The sequence below is a fragment of the Bacillus sp. LQ01 genome (assembly GCF_057624735.1).
Genome location: NZ_JBYEZL010000001.1, coordinates 407,670 through 424,927, shown reverse-complemented (window position 1 = coordinate 424,927; position 17,258 = coordinate 407,670). Strand labels below are relative to the sequence as shown.

14 protein-coding genes and 1 pseudogene are annotated in these 17,258 nt (G+C 36.6%); 3 read left to right on the top strand and 12 right to left on the bottom strand.

The window, feature by feature from the left end:
- Positions 1-354 precede the first annotated feature (354 nt).
- Positions 355-576, bottom strand: a pseudogene (locus AC22L0_RS02310) (hypothetical protein); the annotation flags it as partial.
- Positions 577-968: 392 nt separating this feature from the next.
- Positions 969-2,270 carry an alpha-amylase family glycosyl hydrolase gene (locus AC22L0_RS02305; protein ID WP_098905981.1) on the bottom strand — a complete coding sequence of 434 codons (1,302 nt, stop codon included), beginning with the start codon at positions 2,268-2,270 and terminating at the stop codon, positions 969-971.
- A 213-nt stretch (positions 2,271-2,483) separates the two neighbouring features.
- Between AC22L0_RS02305 and AC22L0_RS02300 the strand changes: the two genes are divergently transcribed.
- On the top strand, positions 2,484-3,719 hold the full coding sequence (locus tag AC22L0_RS02300) for an ammonium transporter (RefSeq protein ID WP_065704608.1): 1,236 nt from the start codon (positions 2,484-2,486) through the stop codon (positions 3,717-3,719).
- 120 nt (positions 3,720-3,839) lie between these two features.
- Here AC22L0_RS02300 and AC22L0_RS02295 read toward each other — a convergent pair whose 3' ends face one another.
- The 7 genes from AC22L0_RS02295 to AC22L0_RS02265 all read right to left on the bottom strand — a co-directional run bounded on the left by AC22L0_RS02295 (position 3,840) and on the right by AC22L0_RS02265 (position 11,117).
- Positions 3,840-4,481 (bottom strand): DUF1232 domain-containing protein, encoded by a 642-nt coding sequence (locus AC22L0_RS02295; RefSeq protein ID WP_000076219.1) that lies wholly within the window; start codon positions 4,479-4,481, stop codon positions 3,840-3,842.
- Positions 4,482-4,657: 176 nt separating this feature from the next.
- On the bottom strand, positions 4,658-4,894 hold the full coding sequence (locus AC22L0_RS02290; RefSeq protein ID WP_001238640.1) for a hypothetical protein: 237 nt from the start codon (positions 4,892-4,894) through the stop codon (positions 4,658-4,660).
- Between the two features lie 20 nt (positions 4,895-4,914).
- A complete protein-coding gene (ytaF, locus tag AC22L0_RS02285; RefSeq protein ID WP_238439296.1) occupies positions 4,915-5,532 on the bottom strand; it encodes a sporulation membrane protein YtaF in 618 nt (205 codons plus the stop codon).
- A 116-nt stretch (positions 5,533-5,648) separates the two neighbouring features.
- A complete protein-coding gene (locus AC22L0_RS02280) occupies positions 5,649-5,882 on the bottom strand; it encodes a hypothetical protein (RefSeq protein ID WP_000148973.1) in 234 nt (77 codons plus the stop codon).
- On the bottom strand, positions 5,872-6,168 hold the full coding sequence (locus AC22L0_RS02275; RefSeq protein WP_098279289.1) for a hypothetical protein: 297 nt from the start codon (positions 6,166-6,168) through the stop codon (positions 5,872-5,874). Before AC22L0_RS02275 ends, AC22L0_RS02280 begins: the two co-directional genes overlap by 11 nt.
- 5 nt (positions 6,169-6,173) lie before the next feature.
- Complete coding sequence (locus AC22L0_RS02270) at positions 6,174-10,721, bottom strand: cation-translocating P-type ATPase (RefSeq protein WP_487272125.1); 4,548 nt, start codon at positions 10,719-10,721, stop codon at positions 6,174-6,176.
- Positions 10,722-10,766: 45 nt separating this feature from the next.
- Positions 10,767-11,117 (bottom strand): YtxH domain-containing protein, encoded by a 351-nt coding sequence (locus AC22L0_RS02265; RefSeq protein ID WP_000486133.1) that lies wholly within the window; start codon positions 11,115-11,117, stop codon positions 10,767-10,769.
- Positions 11,118-11,485: 368 nt separating this feature from the next.
- Here AC22L0_RS02265 and AC22L0_RS02260 point away from each other — a divergent pair, with 368 nt between their 5' ends.
- Complete coding sequence (locus AC22L0_RS02260; protein WP_023901154.1) at positions 11,486-11,641, top strand: hypothetical protein; 156 nt, start codon at positions 11,486-11,488, stop codon at positions 11,639-11,641.
- Positions 11,642-11,930: 289 nt separating this feature from the next.
- Here the strand turns inward: AC22L0_RS02260 and katB are convergent, their stop codons facing one another.
- The 3 genes from katB to asnB all read right to left on the bottom strand — a co-directional run bounded on the left by katB (position 11,931) and on the right by asnB (position 16,450).
- Positions 11,931-13,397: a catalase KatB gene (gene katB, locus AC22L0_RS02255; RefSeq protein WP_098021194.1), complete on the bottom strand. Its 1,467-nt coding sequence runs from the start codon at positions 13,395-13,397 to the stop codon at positions 11,931-11,933.
- 59 nt (positions 13,398-13,456) lie between these two features.
- A complete protein-coding gene (gene hemH, locus AC22L0_RS02250; protein ID WP_065704614.1) occupies positions 13,457-14,416 on the bottom strand; it encodes a ferrochelatase in 960 nt (319 codons plus the stop codon).
- 186 nt (positions 14,417-14,602) lie between these two features.
- Complete coding sequence (gene asnB / locus AC22L0_RS02245; protein WP_162279730.1) at positions 14,603-16,450, bottom strand: asparagine synthase (glutamine-hydrolyzing); 1,848 nt, start codon at positions 16,448-16,450, stop codon at positions 14,603-14,605.
- A 238-nt stretch (positions 16,451-16,688) separates the two neighbouring features.
- Here asnB and AC22L0_RS02240 point away from each other — a divergent pair, with 238 nt between their 5' ends.
- Positions 16,689-17,243: a DUF2777 domain-containing protein gene (locus AC22L0_RS02240; RefSeq protein ID WP_000616049.1), complete on the top strand. Its 555-nt coding sequence runs from the start codon at positions 16,689-16,691 to the stop codon at positions 17,241-17,243.
- Positions 17,244-17,258 lie beyond the last annotated feature (15 nt).

Below are 17,258 nucleotides of genomic sequence, written 5' to 3'. Positions count from 1 at the left end.
AATTCACTAACGGATAAGTCTAACTGTATCAACAAAGCTTGGTACAAAAAAACTATGTCATGTAATCATTTAAAAAAACATTAAATAGTTAATGATAAAAGTCATAAAAAAAGACACCTCAAAGCGCCTTCCTCCGACTTGAACCATCTTAATTTTAATTATATTTGGATGGAGTTAAAAAGAAGCATAAATGGTTAATAAAGATGCAGACTTCAAAATAAAAAGTACACTAAGTAAACTCTTATTCAAAAATTTATATTAAACACTAATATTTTAGAAGAAAGTTTATAAGTTTAGAACCTGCAGGGATTTTCCCTGTAGGTTCTATTATATTTCAAGTAATCCCCAAATGAATTATGAGTGGCTTTTTTCATTTTGGTTTTCAAAATATTTTTCTTTAACCATTTTTATCAGATTTTCTTTTTCTGTTAGTTCAAATATAAATAATGCTTTTTTTATGTTATTTGCAATATCTTCTTCATTCTGTTGTTTAAATCTTAATAAATTCCATCCCTTTAAATAGTAAAGTTCACCTAATAAGTATAAAGTATTTAGATTAATAGCTAATTTGACTTTGTGAACATATTCCATGACATAATTCGGATTGTGATATATTTTTTTAAATTCTAAGCTCTTTAATGGTAATACCCAAATCGTAAAACTCCATTTTCCCACCTACTATTTAGCACTGTATTAGTATAAGAGTATTCTCTAACTTTTAATGTAATGTAAAATTAATATAGTTGCAATTATTGATTGTTTCAAAGATTCTTCCCTATCGGTGCTAACACAAAAAACAGGTTAGGAAGAAAATCCCCTTCCTAACCTGGCCCTCCTCTCACTAGGGACGTTTTCATTCTCACATCGTTTCTCTTAAGAAATTTCATATCAACAGAATAAATACTACCGCGCCACCGAACAAACTTACATATACAATAAGAAGACATGAACATAGAGCCAGCAACTTCTCATCTACGTTTCCTTTTAACTGCAATTAAAAACGCAATAAATAATACATTCACACCAACGATTAAGGAGATAAATAACCAATTCACACCTGTTTCTCCGTTAACTTTATACACGTTTGATTCTTCACGCTTTAAAACGAGATAAAATTTTCCGTTTTCCTCTCTTATAATTTCATCCTGCAACAATCCTCTTAACTCTTGTTTTTCACCAATTGCACTTGCAGGTAAGGAGACTTTTTGTGTTTCTTTCGTATTATTAATTGCTACTAAAGTTACTTCATCTTTATATTTTCGTTTTAGTACGCTCATCCCGCTCTTATCATACAGAAGCTCAAACGTACCGCGTCGTAAAGACGGTCTCGCCTGCCTAAGTTCACCTAGTTTTGTTATGTGCTGCATAAATTTTTCGTCTGACTTAAAATCCATTAATCGTCTATTATCGGGTACACTTCCTCCATCTAATGCAATTTCAGTTCCGTAATAAAAATTCGGAATTCCAGGTGATGTTAACAAATAAGTAAGCGCCAGTTTTAAACGTGATGGCGGATAATACATATTTTCTTTTGCAATACGCGCATATCTTTTTGTTTCTTGATCATCTAAAAGCGTAACAAATTCTCCTTCTTTTTTACTCACATCGTATAACGATTTCACCGATACATCTGCTTTAGAAAACGATTCTACTATTTTTTCGTTGTATTCACCATCCTCCTTTGTCATAATACGAAAATCTTTCTTTATCACTTGCATATCTTTTTGCGCGTTATCCCAAAAGGAACGCGGCTTTTTTTCACTATGTATAACATAACTTCCGTCTAAATCAACTTCTTTTATCCACCATTTCGTTGCATCAATTACCTGTTGTTCGTTTTCTCCAAGTGGAAATTGAAATACAACTTTCATTCCTTTTGCATGAGCTTCTTTTACAAGTTCTTTCACATCATTGTCTGTCCCGAAATGTTCATTTACCTTTTTAAAATTTCGCACGTCTAATCCATCGTACTTTCCACTTTCAAAAAGCGGCGAAAGCATAATGGTAGTAAAACCCATTTCTTTTATGTAATCCAACCTTTTTATAATTCCTCTTATATCCCCGCCTTGATACCCTTCTAAATTACCAACTTCTAACTGCTTGTCATTTTTCGGTTCTCCATTATTGAAGCGATCAATCATAATGGAGTATATAACTTCATCTCGCCACTCTCTTTTTTCGTCTGCAAAAGTATGTATTGGTACAAACAAAACAACAGCTAAGCAAAAACAAATGAATAGTTTCCTAGTCCGTATTTTTCCCACACGCATCCCCCAAGTTCTTTAATTGTAAGAATATTATACCAATTTTCTGAATGAAGCGCATATGTCGATTTTAATCCTCACAAAATAATTCATGTTAGGTTTCATTACATCATATATATAATCTTCTGAATTTTTAGTTGATTTTTGGTTTAATTTCGAATATGATATGAAACATAACAAATATATGTTATTTTTTCTAACATTACAGGAGGAGAGATCATGGATATGGGAGATACAGTTTTTATGTTTATGACGACAGTAATGGTCATGTTGATGACACCAGGATTGGCACTTTTTTATGGAGGTATGGTTCGCAGCAAAAACGTACTCAGTACAACGATGCATAGTTATAGCGCAATGGCTATCGTTTCGATTCAATGGATTGTTATCGGCTATTCTTTATCATTCGGACCAGATTGGCACGGGCTTATCGGTACACTTGATTGGTTCGGTCTAAACGGAGTTACCTACGCACCAAATCCAGACTACTCATCTACTATTCCTCACAATTTATTCATGATGTTTCAACTCATGTTCGCCATTTTAACTCCAGCTTTAATTTCAGGTGCATTTGCTGAAAGAATGCGATTTTCTGCCTTTCTTATTTTTATCCTTCTATGGACAACAATCGTTTACAATCCTGTCGCTCATTGGGTATGGGGCGTCGGTGGGTGGCTAAGGGAACTTGGCGCCCTAGACTTCGCTGGCGGAAACGTCGTTCACATCACTTCCGGAGTTGCTGGTCTTGTATTAGCTATTTTCCTTGGAAAACGAAAAAACATAAATGGTTCTTCTCCTCACCATTTGCCATTTACAATGTTAGGCGCAGGTTTATTATGGTTTGGCTGGTTCGGCTTTAACGTCGGCAGCGCATTATCCTTAAACGACGTAGCGTTAACTGCATTTATTAATACAAATATAGCCGCCGCTGCCTCGGCTCTAACTTGGATGCTTTCTGAATGGTTCTTCCAATCAAAACCGACCGCAATGGGAGCTGCTTGCGGAGTTGTTTCTGGTCTAGTCGCTATTACACCAGCTTGCGGGTTCGTTACACCTTTCTCCGCCCTTCTTATCGGAGCAATTGGTGGCATATTATGCTTTGGCGCCGTTTTCTTCTTAAAAACAAAATTCGGTTATGACGATACACTTGATGCCTTTGGATGCCACGGCATCGGAGGAACTTGGGGCGGTATTGCAACAGGACTATTTGCAACTACTGCCGTAAACGGGGATGGTGCGAACGGATTGTTTTACGGAAACGCCGCGTTACTGTTTAAACAACTTGTAGCAATCGGGGCAACCTATGCCTTTACAATCATAATGACGTACACCATTATTAAAGTTATTAGCTTTTTCCTCCCCGTTCGAGTAGATGAGCACGAGGAACACATGGGACTTGATATTTCGATGCATGGTGAGAAAGCTTATGAGTATGTAGAAGAATCGGCAAATTAAAACGAAAAAGGTGTACTCCGTTCTAACACGGGGTACACCTTTTTCGTATATTCATAACGATACAATTATCTCAAACTATTGGTATATAAATATCCTTATCTATCTATTCACATAAACATCTTACCTTTTCATTAGTGCATTTAAAACGAGTTGTACTGCAACCGCATCATCTAAATAGCCGATTGGAAATATATAATCCGGAATTACATCGACCGATAATATAAAGTAGATCAGCGCACTTCCCATTAAAGCAAGTTCTGCAGTCGTTCCCTTCTTCTTCGTAAATCTTTCATACAATTCTTTTAAATCATTAATAAACGGGCCAATACTGCTTACCTTTTGAATCTTTTCAAGAAACCCCTTTTCAATCGTTTCTTTGCCTTCTTCTGTTTGCGAATATTGTTCATAATTCGTTAATTGCTGCTCTACATTCGATATACTAAACTTTTGATCATAGAGCTGTGCGGATTCAAGTAAATGTTCAATGTTATTAATGGAAACATGAATATCCGATTGCTCCTCCTGTTTCGTTTCAATAGAATAGCCTGCTGCCACAAACAAATCACCAACTGGAACACCAAGACTCTCCGCGAACTTTTGCAAATGCTTCGGATTTGCCTTTCGCTTACCATTTACAATCATTGAAATAGTAGCCGTATCAATTTCAGTAAGCAAACTAAGCTTTCGCATCGATAAAGACTTTTCCTTAAGTAACTTTTTCAACAACAATCCAAGATTACTTTTTTCATTATCTTGAGACATATCTCATTCCCCTTTATTCACGAGAATAACCATAGTTATTATAAGAAAAACAACTACAATCTCTATACAATTCATATTAACAAATTTTTTTGACTATTTACAAGATAGAAGTCCTTTATATGTTTACATTTTGTAAACAAAAAAGCTATCTTAAAAAATTAAGATAGCTTTTTAACTCATTTTAACCATTTCCGTAATAATAAAAATACACTACCACAAATTATGTAAGAACTCACGAATGTGACAATTGCTATAAAAAATGAATGATGCATAGAAAAGGTCAGTACCATTAATAAGAAAGATACGAAGATTAAATCCAATAAAATAAAATACCCCGAACTTAAAACACTTTCTACTAATTGTAACTCCGATTCTAATTCCGAATATTTCAGTCTTTTATACAGTAATCTCACTTTCACTCACCTTCTATGAATTAATCAAAAAATGCAGCAAAGGCAATAACTAATAATAATGTTCCACTAATCAATGTACCAAACTGACCTAAAGTGAATTTACCGATGCGAACGTGAGCTATCTTTCTTCCCAACACAACTCCGCCCCATACTGTAATAAAACTACCAACTGCAGCTGCAATACAAACAGCAATTGGATTCAAACCGAACAAACCCGCTCCTAATCCATTTGTGAGCGCATTAGCAGATAAACCAATCCCAAGAAAAATAGACTCCACAAAACCGATTCCCCCAGATTTACCGATATTTTTCGTTAAGCCATTTATTTCAGTGTCCCCCACTTCTCCTTCAATCTCTTGCACCGAAACCTTCCGAGGAATTGCTAGTAAGATGATTCGGAGACCGATTATAACTAATAAGAACGAACCGATTACAACCGGCATTATCCCAGGTAAAATTTTTGATAGCCATAAGCCAAAATATATTCCTACTACACTAAATAAAAAGCAAATTACCGAAATAATAAAATTTGATAGATGACTAATTTTTATATTTCGAATGCCATAAGAAATTCCTACCCCTAAGTTGTCAATACTCGATGAAAACGTTAGTGCTAATACCATCATCCATGCTGCCATTTCGTTCACCCCTTCGTATTGTTGAACATCCCGGAAACTAACGTGACATACATAGCATGGAATAGGAATATAGGAAGAAAATAACTCCCTATATTCCTTCCACTTAACAGCTCTGTTTAAAAACGGGGTAGAGTGAACCACTTCATTATATTCATACGATGTACTTTTCCTTTTTCGCGAACGAATTGAAAAATATCTCCCGTAAAAGATCCCATTTTACTAGAAATTTCTTTTTGCATCGCTTTATTTTCCGATACCGCTTTTACACTTAAATCTAATGCTTGCTCAAAATGTTCTAACGCTTTCTCTAGGTGGTAATCTACATCTTGTTCAACAGCTTTATGCGTCATTTCTTACTTCCTCCTTTTCCTCAACCTTTGCAGCTGCTTCAATTATCTCTTGTTCATTAGAATGTTCTTCTTCAACATGAGAAAGTTCTTTCTCGAATTGTTTTTGCATTCTATCCATTTTCGCTTCTACAATAATATCTTCCACTTCTTCTTTAATCGTTTCAAAAGTAGACTTCACACCTTTTGCACCTGATTCAACAAGTGGACGGAGTGTATTTCTTACAACAGGTAATAAAGCGGTACTTGCTAACGCTAAAGTAGATCCAATAACAATTTTTCGTATCATTTTCATTACTCCTTTACACTGTTTTTTAATAATGCTAGTTCATTAACTACCAACTTTTTCGAGTCATCATTCTTATATGAGATTAATTTAATAATAGGTTTTGAAATTTGAGACACTGTACCAGCTACAAAAAGAACAGGTACCCATTGCATAAATGTTAATGGAGCGGTATGGAATATACGAGCAAATGGCGGAACATATATAGCTGATAATAATACAAGCCAAGACGTTCCTAACGCCGTCACAAAGAAACGATCTTTTGACCAATCACGCATCGTTTCGTCCGATCCTTCTTGTCTCCAAGAGAATGTTTGAATAAGTTGACCGGCAACTAATGCTGCAAATGCTGATGTTTGCGCTACCGCAAGAGGCACGCCAACCGCTAAGCTCATACCGAATAAAGCAAGTGAACCTGTTCCAAGCAGTATTCCCCGCGTTACAACTTTTTTGTACAACTCTTTATCAACAATATCTTGACGTTTCATTTGCTTCGTTTTGTTTCCAGGATTTACAGCTAAAATCATCGCTGGTAAAGCATCTGTAATAAGATTCATTAATAAAATTTGAATTGGTACTAACGGAATCGGCATTCCCGCAATAACTGCCGCACTTGTCACTAATACTTCAGCTAAATTTCCCGTCAATAAACATCCAACCGCTTTACGAATATTACCAATAATCGTTCTACCTTCTTTTACCCCTTCCACAATGGAACCGAAATGATCTTTTTTCAATATAAGATCCGCAGCTTCTTTCGTTACTTCTGTTCCTGTTTGCCCCATCGCAATACCAATGTTCGCTTTCTTTATAGCAGGTGTATCATTTACACCATCCCCAGTCATCGCTACAATTTGACCGTCCGCTTGGTATGCAGCTACTATACGTAACTTATGTGCCGGTGTTACGCGAGCAAAAACAGAAGTATTTTTTACAATTTCTTTTAATTGTTCATCTGTTACATTGTCGATTTCTACCCCTGTCAAAACACGATCATCACGATTCCAAATACCGGTCTGCTTCGCAATAGAAATTGCCGTAGTCGGATGATCCCCAGTAATCATGACAGGCTTTACACCAAGTTCAATCGCTTCACGAATACTCTCTTCCACTTCAGGTTTTGGTGGATCAATCATACCAACTAATCCAACAAAAATAAGGTCATCATTCTCAACATTACTATACGCAAAACCTAATACACGTAATGCCTGTTCTGCAAAACCTTCATTTTGTTGTAAAATGACCTCTTTTTCTTTATCACATAACGGATAGATTTCACCGTTATGTTGATACCATTTACATCTAGTAAGGATTGCCTCTACAGATCCTTTCGAAAACTTATACAATGATTCATTTTCCTTACAAACGACACTCATAATTTTCGTCTCAGAATCGAACGGTTCTTCATGATGTCGTTCAAATGATGCCATATCCTTATATGAAACACCCGCTTTAGAAGCAAAACTTAATAAAGCCCCTTCAGTTGGGTCACCTTTCACAATCCACTGATCGTCTTCATGTTCTAACTTACTATTATTACAAAGAACACTAATTTGCAGAACGCGAACAAAATCTGGATGTTCTAACGGCGTTTTTTCACTTTCATGATAAGTCGCTTCTTCTACTTCCATCTCTACAGCAGCTGCGACTTTAGACGACGTTACATCCGATATTGTACCAACTGGTTCATATCCATCACCCGATACACTCCACATACGATTTGGTGTGGCAATGACTTTAACTGTCATTTCATTCTTCGTAAGAGTACCTGTTTTATCAGAACAAATAACAGTTGTTCTACCTAACGTTTCTAAACTGGAAAGCTTCCGAACAAGTGCATTTTGCTTTTGCATACGAAAGATTCCTGCACTTAAAGCGATTGTAATCATAATCGGTAAACCTTCTGGCACAGCAGATGCTGTAAGAGCAACTGCTGTTGTAATCATTTGCGTAATCGGTAAACCGCGTAGCAATCCTGCTACAAGCACAATACCGCCAGCCACAAATGCTCCTTTAATAAAGGTTTTACTAATAGACGTCACCTTTTGCTGTAGTGGTGTAGGCTCTGTTTCTTCCCCCTTCATTAAGGAAATCATATAGCCCATCTCTGTACTCATCCCGGTTTCCACTACTATAGCTCTCGCCTTGCCGCGCGTTACGGATGTGCCCATAAAGAGCATATTATTCTGCTCCGCTAACGAAGATTCTTCCCCTACCGCATCCACTTTCTTTTCAACTGGTAGAGACTCACCCGTTAGCATCGCTTCATTAACTTCTAAATTCCAAGAGTCTATAATACGAAGATCCGCAGGTACGCGGTCTCCGGCTTGAAGGCAGACAACATCACCTGGGACGAGCTCACTACTTGCTACCTCTATCTCTTCCCCTTCACGGGTTACTATACAATTTGGCGCACGGAATTGATTTAAAGCTTCTACTACTTTTTCTGCTTTTCGCTCTTGAAGGGTTCCAATTACCGCATTGACGACGAGAATTGTCCCCATCGCTAATCCATCAAACACCCCGCCTGATAATACAGACAATCCAGCTGCTCCAAGTAAAATAAGCGATGTAAACTCTTTAAATTGCCCCATAAATGAAACAATCCAAGGAACAGACTGCTTCGGTTCAATTCTATTCATTCCATACTTTTCTTGTCGCATTTTCACTTCTCGAGCGCTTAGCCCTTGCTGTTTCTCCACTTGTAAATCTTTTATTACATCTTTTTGCGAGAGTGCATACCATTTTGTAGAAGTTTCTCTAGCTACCGAGTGGTTCATATTCAGTAACTTTTTATTAGAAAAAATCTTCTCACTTACTCGCTTCGCTCTAGATAAAAGCGTTAAAGATAGAGCATTTGCCATTAAAGCGATAATAGGTGCCGTGAATATAGACCAAACAGCCAGCATCTCCCCGGCAATATTCCATATTTTCGCTACTCGAAAATGTTCTTTCACTAATAAATCGATTTGTTTCGCATAGACGATTGACTGAAATATATTTTTCATTTCATAATAAGATACAGACGGAAATTCAATATTATCCTCACAAACAAATAATACTTCTTCCCCATCTGAACGAATACGCTCCACACGCTCTACAACATCACTATGTTGCCAACTTGCATCAATACCGTGCTGCGAAAGAACACTATGATTTACATGTAAACTATTTTGCAAAACTGCAAACTTCCACTGATTTTCACCTAATTCTTTCATTATTTCTGTGAATTCAGGTGTAATCGTAATTTTCGATCCAACTAACAATCCTACACATTTTTTACCTTTAGCAACGAACTGAACGTTAAATCCTTCTTTGCCAAGTCCTTTCACTTCTAACTCATAAGCACTTATATCTACACCATTTCGCTGCACAAATACTTTACTCCCGATAAAGGATGGAATGCCTTGTATGTCACCTTTTATCCCTTCGTCATCAACTTCGATTTCAAAAGCTTTCCTTAACGTTCTTCCTGTTTGCTTCGCTCGTTGCACAACTTCCTCTTTCCAATCATGCCCACTTTTCTCCAGCAGTGAGGCTGCCGTGCACCAAACTTGCCCTTCATCTTCTGAAATGCAGCTAATCTCCGCTTCTTCATGACAGAATATACGCGATACATCGTCAAATACGATTGTTCTCGTTCGGGACAGTTGAGATAACGATCCTTCATTTGGAATAAGATATCCTCTTTCCCTCGCAACGAGATCTCCTTGTCGCCATGCATACTCAGCAGACGAAACTGCAGGTTTCGGATTCGCAGCTAATAAAACCGCCATTCCGCGTAGTGGATTTCTCGTAAAGGCCCATGTTGCTCCCCCAAAAAGCATGCCCCATTTCGATTGCTTTTCACTGTATGCTTTAATCTCCGGGGATAAAATTCTTTCTTTATACGAATCTGTCTCTTCATTTATGTTCGCTTGACTACGCTTCCAATTTAAATAATTTAATAGACTAAGTCCCGCTAGTACGACGATATTTTCCCGCGCTAGTGCGAGTGCAAGCGTTCCTATGCCAAGCACTAGATCAGAATTCACTTTTTTGCTAGCAACCATTTTTTTGAATCCTCGTTTTAAAAACGGGTATCCCGTCAAAACAGATAAAGCCCCCGACAAGTAAAAAAGCCCTGGACTTCTAGCTAAAGCCGATCTTCCCATAAATAGTTGCTTTATACCGAACGCACCTAATCCAGCGACAGAAAGCGCTAGTGGCAATGGAACACCTTCACCTTTTTTCTCGTAAGAAATTACACTAGATGAAGAATCTTCTGCTTTCTTCGTTTCTTCAATATTGTTAAAGTTAGTATTCTTTGTAGTTTGTTCTTCTAGGAGTTTAATTATTTCACAAACGGTATGTAGAGAGGTCTTGTTGATATCGTAAGTAATCAGGGCTCTTCCTGTAGAGATAGAGGGACTCACTTGATAAATACCTTCCACGTCACGAAAACGTTCTACTATCAAGTTCGCCATGTCCAAGTTGTATTTTAGTTTATATATTTCAATTCGAATTCTTCCAGGTAACGATCGTATAAATCTCGTTTTTAATAATTTACTCTGCATCATCATCCTCCTTATCCTTGTAAAGGAAGTAAAATCACTTACTATCTAAGGAGTAACAGGTATGCTTTCGTAATCTACACTCTGCTCAGAATGATATGCATTTACACGAGACGCCCATTTTTCCTGAAATTTAGAAATAGTTGTCGGTACAGCTTCTACTGCTCCAATAATTGGCGATACTGTTTTTACTGCCACTTTACGTGCCGCTTCTTTTACTTTCGGTAAAGCTTCTTCCATTTCTGAACTAGCATTTTGAATTTGTTCTTTTGCACCGAGAAAAGCAGATACTGTTTTTACCGCTAGCTTTCTTAACCCCTTTCTCGCTTTTGGTGACGCTAATATAACCGCTGCTACTCCAACCGCTATACCGATTGGTGATTTCATAAATTGAAACATGTACATTTCTCCTCACTTAATTTTTTTCGAATTTGTAAAGTGAATCAATCCTATCCTACCAAGTAAACATGTAATTCATTTCATCACATCCTTTTTTTGTAAAAAGTATATATAGAGTATATATTTACGTTTGCATTATTTCAACAATTTATTAGTTTTTTGCAAATTTTATATTAATTCAAAAAACATTTTTGTAAACACTCCTATTCCTATGCCATTAAACAGGTAATATATTCCATGTTTTGTTACGCAATTGTTGAGATTATATTGAGAATTTATTTTGTTTTTTCGCAAATCACAAACTAAGACACGCACTTTTACGAAACAAATTTTATATACTATAAAAAATGCTACAAGGAGTGATTTTCATGAGCTTATCTTATTGGAAATACGCGATTCTTACTCATATCACTGCAAATTTCCGTACCTTTTTATTCAATATCATTGTCGCTATTTTAGGAGAAATCGCCCTCTTTCTTGTCCTCAGTTTTATTCCAAAAAGATTTCATAAATTTTTTGCATAAAAAAGCCTGAGTTCCTATCTATCGTAGAACTCAGGCCACTTAGCCTTATTAAATAATGGGAACTTGTTACATAGATTTCTCAATACCCAATCTGGTATTAGAGAGAATATATCAGCGATTTTTTGGATATATCAACGATTTTTCAAATATATCGATTGTTTCTTTCAATATATCAACGGTTCGACACAACATATCGATTTACCAACAAATTCCGACATGTTTTACATGCGAAATACCCCACATAACTTTATACAAAAAAGACGACCAAAGCCCGGTCGTCTTTTCCTATTTATTTCGGAGCATTTCCTACATATTGCGTAATATCAACATTTAATGCCTGTGCTAAACGCATACCGTATTCTTGATCTGCACGGAAGAAGTTACAAACAGCTAATAATTTTGTGCGTTCATTTACGTCTTTTAGATCATTTGTTAAGTTTGCAATTAAGTTATCTTGCTCTTCTTTAGAGAATGAACGGTAACGCTCACCTGCTTGTTTGAAGTCATTTGGTTTCTCAATTTTTTCACGAGATACATAGCCTTCTACTTTCATAGTTGAATCGCGGTAAGTTTTATCTTCAACTGGATTCTCTGCATGACGACTCGGTTCGTAGTTGATTGTAGATGGGTTTTGATTCACTTGCATCGCACCATCACGTTGTTGATTATGAACAGCTGCGTATGGGCAGTTTACAGGAATTTGTAAGTAATTTGCACCAAGACGATAACGCTGTGTATCTGGGTAAGAGAATAAACGACCTTGTAATAATTTATCTTCCGATGGCTCAATACCATTTACAGTTGCACTTGGAGAGAACGCTACTTGCTCTACTTCTGCAAAGAAGTTTTTCGGATTACGATTTAACGTCATTGTCCCTACTTCCATTAATGGGAAGCGATCTTCTGGCCATACTTTCGTTGGATCTAGCGGATCAAAGTCCAAAGAGTCCATTTCATCTAATTGCATAACTTGTACGTGTAAATCCCATTTTGGGTAATTTCCTTTTTCGATTGCATCGAACAAGTCACGAGTTGCATGATTGAAGTCTTTCCCTTGTACTTCTTGCACTTCTTTCGCATTTAAGTTACGTACACCTTGCTGTGGTTTCCAGTGGTATTTAATATAAACAATTTTGCCTTCTTCATTAATCCATTTAAATGAATGGACGCCGAAACCTTCCATTTCACGATAGCTTGCTGGTGTACCGTAATCAGAAAATACCCATGTCATCATATGTGTAGATTCTGGACTTAACGTCATGAAATCCCAATAACGATCTGGCGTTTGAATATTCGTATCAGGTGCTGGTTTTAAGGAATGTACCATATCAGGGAATTTAATTGCATCACGAATGAAGAAAACTGGTAAATGATTACCTACGATATCGTAGTTTCCTTCTTCTGTATAAAATTTAACAGCAAACCCACGTGGGTCACGTGCTGTTTCAGGAGAACCTTGACCATGAATAACCGTTGAAAAACGAACAAATACAGGCGTTTCAGTTCCTTCATTTTGTAAAAATGCTGCTTTCGTATATTGCTTCATACTATTTTTCGTTACGAATACACCGTGAGCACCTGCACCACGTGCATGCACAACACGCTCCGGAATACGTTCACGATCAAAGTGCGCAAGTTTTTCTACTAAATGATAGTCTTCTAATAATACTGGTCCACGACGACCAGCTGTACGAGAATTTTGGTTGTCTCCAACTGGAGCACCTTGGTTTGTTGTTAAGCGATTATTTGGATTCATCTAGGGGGATCCTCCTCTTTCTTTCGTAGTAATAATTATTTATTTAAAATTATTATAAATTAATTATTATTCAAAACTAAATCTTTGTCAACTATTTCCTTCACTTTTTTGGAAACAATTTCAGCCAAACAGTCGATAAATGCAGATTGTGCATTCGGCATATTTGGTCTGAAATATTTGGCATTTAATTCATCCGTTACAACTTTACATTCATAATCGTTGTCATATAAAACTTCTAAATGCTCCGCTACAAAACCAACTGGGCAATATACGAAAGATTCGTACCCATGCTCTTCATATAAATCTTTCGTTAAATCTTGCACATCTGGACCAATCCACGGATCTGGAGTATTCCCAGCACTTTGCCAACCGATTGTATAGTTTTGAATATTTGCAGCTTCTGCAATTAAATCTGCCGTATGCTTTAGTTGTTCTACATATGGGTCTCCTGTTGCAATAATTTTTTCTGGCAAACTATGCGCTGAAAAAATTACGACTGCTTTCTCTTTATTATCAATTTCTGTAAACGTCTCTTTTATTTGGTCTGCCCAATACGAAATAAATTTCGGTTCATCATACCATTGTTCAACTGGTTCAATAACAGGACCACCAATTTCTTGCGAAAGACGAATAGCACGGTCATTATACGCTTTAATGCTAAATGTAGAGTAATGTGGCGCTAATACGATACTAATCGCTTGCTCAATCCCATCACGCTTCATTTCTTCTACCGCATCTTCTATAAATGGTGCAATATGTTTTAAACCTAAGTAACAAGTAAATTCATACTCTGTAAATATGTTATTCATTGAATCTGTTAATTTATGCGCCTGCTCTTTCGTAATTTTTGCAAGCGGTGAAATTCCACCAATCGCTTTATAGCGCCCAATTAAATCTTCAAGCGCTTCTTCTGATGGCGTACGCCCGTGACGGATATGTGTATAATATGCCTCTACATCGTCTAATGATTCTGGTGTTCCATACGCCATTACGAGTAAACCTATTCTTTTCTTTGTCATCTATATAACACCTCAATTTTATAAATGAGAATCTTTTTCCGAACGTTTGTTTCCAATTATAACAAGTAATAATAAGTACGTCAAAATAATAATTCTAATTAAGTATTATTTATAAGGTGATTTTGAATTTTATATGACAATTTCTTTAATAAAAAGCGACTTACATAATTGTAAGCCGCTTTTCCCTTATTCCTTAATATTTACCCCATATTCTTTAAACCAAACATGAATTTGTGCTAAATGAGCTAAAAGCTGTGGCCCAGTCATCAATTGACCAAACCATGGTGTTTGAAATGCACTGCCGCCAGACTGAATCAATCCGCTCAACTGCTCTTTATCAAACAGTTCGTGTAAAATTGAACCTTTATCCGTTAATATATTTTGAAGCCATACTGTTACTGCGTTTGTATAGTGTGGATTGTGCGTTTTCGGATACGGACTCTTCTTTCTATATAAGATGTCATGCGGAAGTACATCTTCTAACGCTTTACGTAATAGACCTTTTTCGCGGTTTTTATACATTTTCATTTCCCAAGGAATATTCCACGCATATTCGACAAGACGATGATCTGCAAATGGAACACGTACTTCTAAACTTGCCCCCATACTCATGCGGTCTTTTCTGTCTAATAATGTTGTCATAAACCATACCATATTTAAATAAAATAATTGGCGTCTTTTTGCTTCTAGCGGACTTTCCCCCTCTAAAATAGGAACTTCTTGAATCGACTCTTCATAACGCCTTTGTACATATTGTTGTAATTTTAATTTATTTCTCCATTCTTTTTTTAGAAGTTGTTCACGTGCCTCTGTAGAACGCATCCATGGAAATGCACTCGATTGTAAATCATCTTCTCTATAAAACCACGGATATCCACCAAATATTTCATCTGCACATTCTCCAGATAAGCCAACGACAAAATCTTGTTTAATTTCTCGGCAAAACCATAATAATGACGAATCGATATCTGCCATACCAGGCAAATCACGAACAAGTACTGCTTCAGTTAAATACTCTGCTAATTTTTCATTCGAAATGACGCAGCGATGATGGGTTGTTTGAAATGTCTCAGTCATTAAATTAATAAACGGAGCATCTGAATTTGGCTGGAATGCATTTGCTTTAAAGTATTTGTCATTATCTTCGTAATCAATAGAATACGTGTGTAATTGCCCTTTTCCCGATCTCTCATATTCTTTCGCTGCAATAGCTGTAATAGCGCTCGAATCTACACCACCTGATAAAAAAGTACATAGTGGTACATCAGAAACAAGCTGTCTTGTAATAGCATCTTGTAGTAAAAAACGCGTTTTCTCTACTGTTTCTTCAAAAGAGTCTTCATGTTTTTTACTTTCTACATTCCAATATCTCCATATACACAAACCGTTCTTTGAAAATGTCATCGCATGACCTGGACGTAATTCTTTTATACCAGCATAAATACCGTGGCCAGGCGTTCTTGACGGTCCGAGTCCGAATATTTCTGATAACCCTTCTAATGTTACTTCCGCCTTCACATCTGGATGCGACAATATCGCTTTTAACTCCGAACCAAATAGTAAGCGTCCGCTATCATATTTATAAAAAAGTGGCTTTACACCTAATCGATCTCTCGCAATAAATACTTGTTCTTTCTGTTCATCCCATACTGCAAACGCATATATACCGTTTAAATGATCGACACATTCTTCTTTCCATTCAATATAAGAAGCTAATAATACTTCTGTATCAGAATGACCTTTGAACGTATACCCTCTTCTTAATAATTCCTTTCGAATGTCTTCTGTGTTATAAAGTTCACCGTTATAGCAAATGGCATAATTCGTTTCATCTTTTAAACAAGTCATCGGTTGTTTCCCCCCCTCAGGATCAACAACAATTAACCGTTTATGCCCAAATGCGACATTTCCTTTAATCCAAACTTTATTATCATCCGGCCCCCGCTTCGCTAACGTCTCAGCCATCTTCGTAACGACATCTCTTTCTCCTTCTAATGAGCGTTTATAATCCACCCATCCTGTAATCCCGCACATATAAATCATCCTTCCATCTTATTTCTTTTCTTGAACGTGCAGTAATCCCCACCCTAAGAGTGCGGATCAAAAAATGAAAAACTTGACGATAACCTACTATCCACATATGGAATAGCATTCTCACTCAGTAAAACGTGTTTTATTGTATGCCCACCTATGTCTAGATGTGTCTAGTTATAAAGAACGCACGAACTGTCTATAACAGGAATAACTACTTTTCATAAAGGAGAAATCGTATATGATACAACGTAAACATATTTTATATAACCAGCCCCGTGCTCATACAGTCGGTAATGTAGAATATATAAACAATGAATGGGTATTCTTTGATGATGAAAATGATGAAGCGTTTCTATTAGAAGATATTGCCGAAGATGGGTTTGAAATTTTGTATAATAACAATTGGTTACCAGCCCGTTTCTATGAACAAGATGTATTACAAATCGCCAACGAGCAACACCATTTGCAAAATGGTGAAATGGTACGTATTCGAAAAAAGTTACTTCTTAGCTATAATGAATGGCTCGAGGAATTACCTGACTCTGTCTTCACATTATTAACTGAATCATTGCAATCACTTCACTACTCTTTATATGATTGCATGTATTGTCATAATTATTTATCTTTCTTACCGAAAGAGGAGTCACGCGAAGGAGTAAATATTCTTTTGTTTGATAACGACGAAATGATCTGTACACTGCAGCACCATTTCGTCCGTCACACTACGTCAAATAAAAATATGTTCCGTTTTACGAAAGTAAATGGAGAAGAGTTGCATATCGATGCGACATAAAATAAAAAACCACCT

Excerpts from the sequence above, each read along its gene's own strand:
- AC22L0_RS02260 (WP_023901154.1), top strand. The coding sequence starts at position 11,486 with ATGAGCTTATCTTATTGGAAATACGCGATTCTTACTCATATCACTGCA.
- katB (WP_098021194.1), bottom strand. The coding sequence starts at position 13,397 with ATGAATCCAAATAATCGCTTAACAACAAACCAAGGTGCTCCAGTTGGA.
- AC22L0_RS02280 (WP_000148973.1), bottom strand. The coding sequence starts at position 5,882 with ATGACGCATAAAGCTGTTGAACAAGATGTAGATTACCACCTAGAGAAA.
- AC22L0_RS02265 (WP_000486133.1), bottom strand. The coding sequence starts at position 11,117 with ATGTTTCAATTTATGAAATCACCAATCGGTATAGCGGTTGGAGTAGCA.
- AC22L0_RS02305 (WP_098905981.1), bottom strand. The coding sequence starts at position 2,270 with ATGCGTGTGGGAAAAATACGGACTAGGAAACTATTCATTTGTTTTTGC.
- AC22L0_RS02275 (WP_098279289.1), bottom strand. The coding sequence starts at position 6,168 with ATGATACGAAAAATTGTTATTGGATCTACTTTAGCGTTAGCAAGTACC.
- AC22L0_RS02240 (WP_000616049.1), top strand. The coding sequence starts at position 16,689 with ATGATACAACGTAAACATATTTTATATAACCAGCCCCGTGCTCATACA.
- asnB (WP_162279730.1), bottom strand. The coding sequence starts at position 16,450 with ATGTGCGGGATTACAGGATGGGTGGATTATAAACGCTCATTAGAAGGA.
- AC22L0_RS02300 (WP_065704608.1), top strand. The coding sequence starts at position 2,484 with ATGGATATGGGAGATACAGTTTTTATGTTTATGACGACAGTAATGGTC.
- AC22L0_RS02270 (WP_487272125.1), bottom strand. The coding sequence starts at position 10,721 with ATGCAGAGTAAATTATTAAAAACGAGATTTATACGATCGTTACCTGGA.
- AC22L0_RS02295 (WP_000076219.1), bottom strand. The coding sequence starts at position 4,481 with ATGTCTCAAGATAATGAAAAAAGTAATCTTGGATTGTTGTTGAAAAAG.
- ytaF (WP_238439296.1), bottom strand. The coding sequence starts at position 5,532 with ATGGCAGCATGGATGATGGTATTAGCACTAACGTTTTCATCGAGTATT.
- hemH (WP_065704614.1), bottom strand. The coding sequence starts at position 14,416 with ATGACAAAGAAAAGAATAGGTTTACTCGTAATGGCGTATGGAACACCA.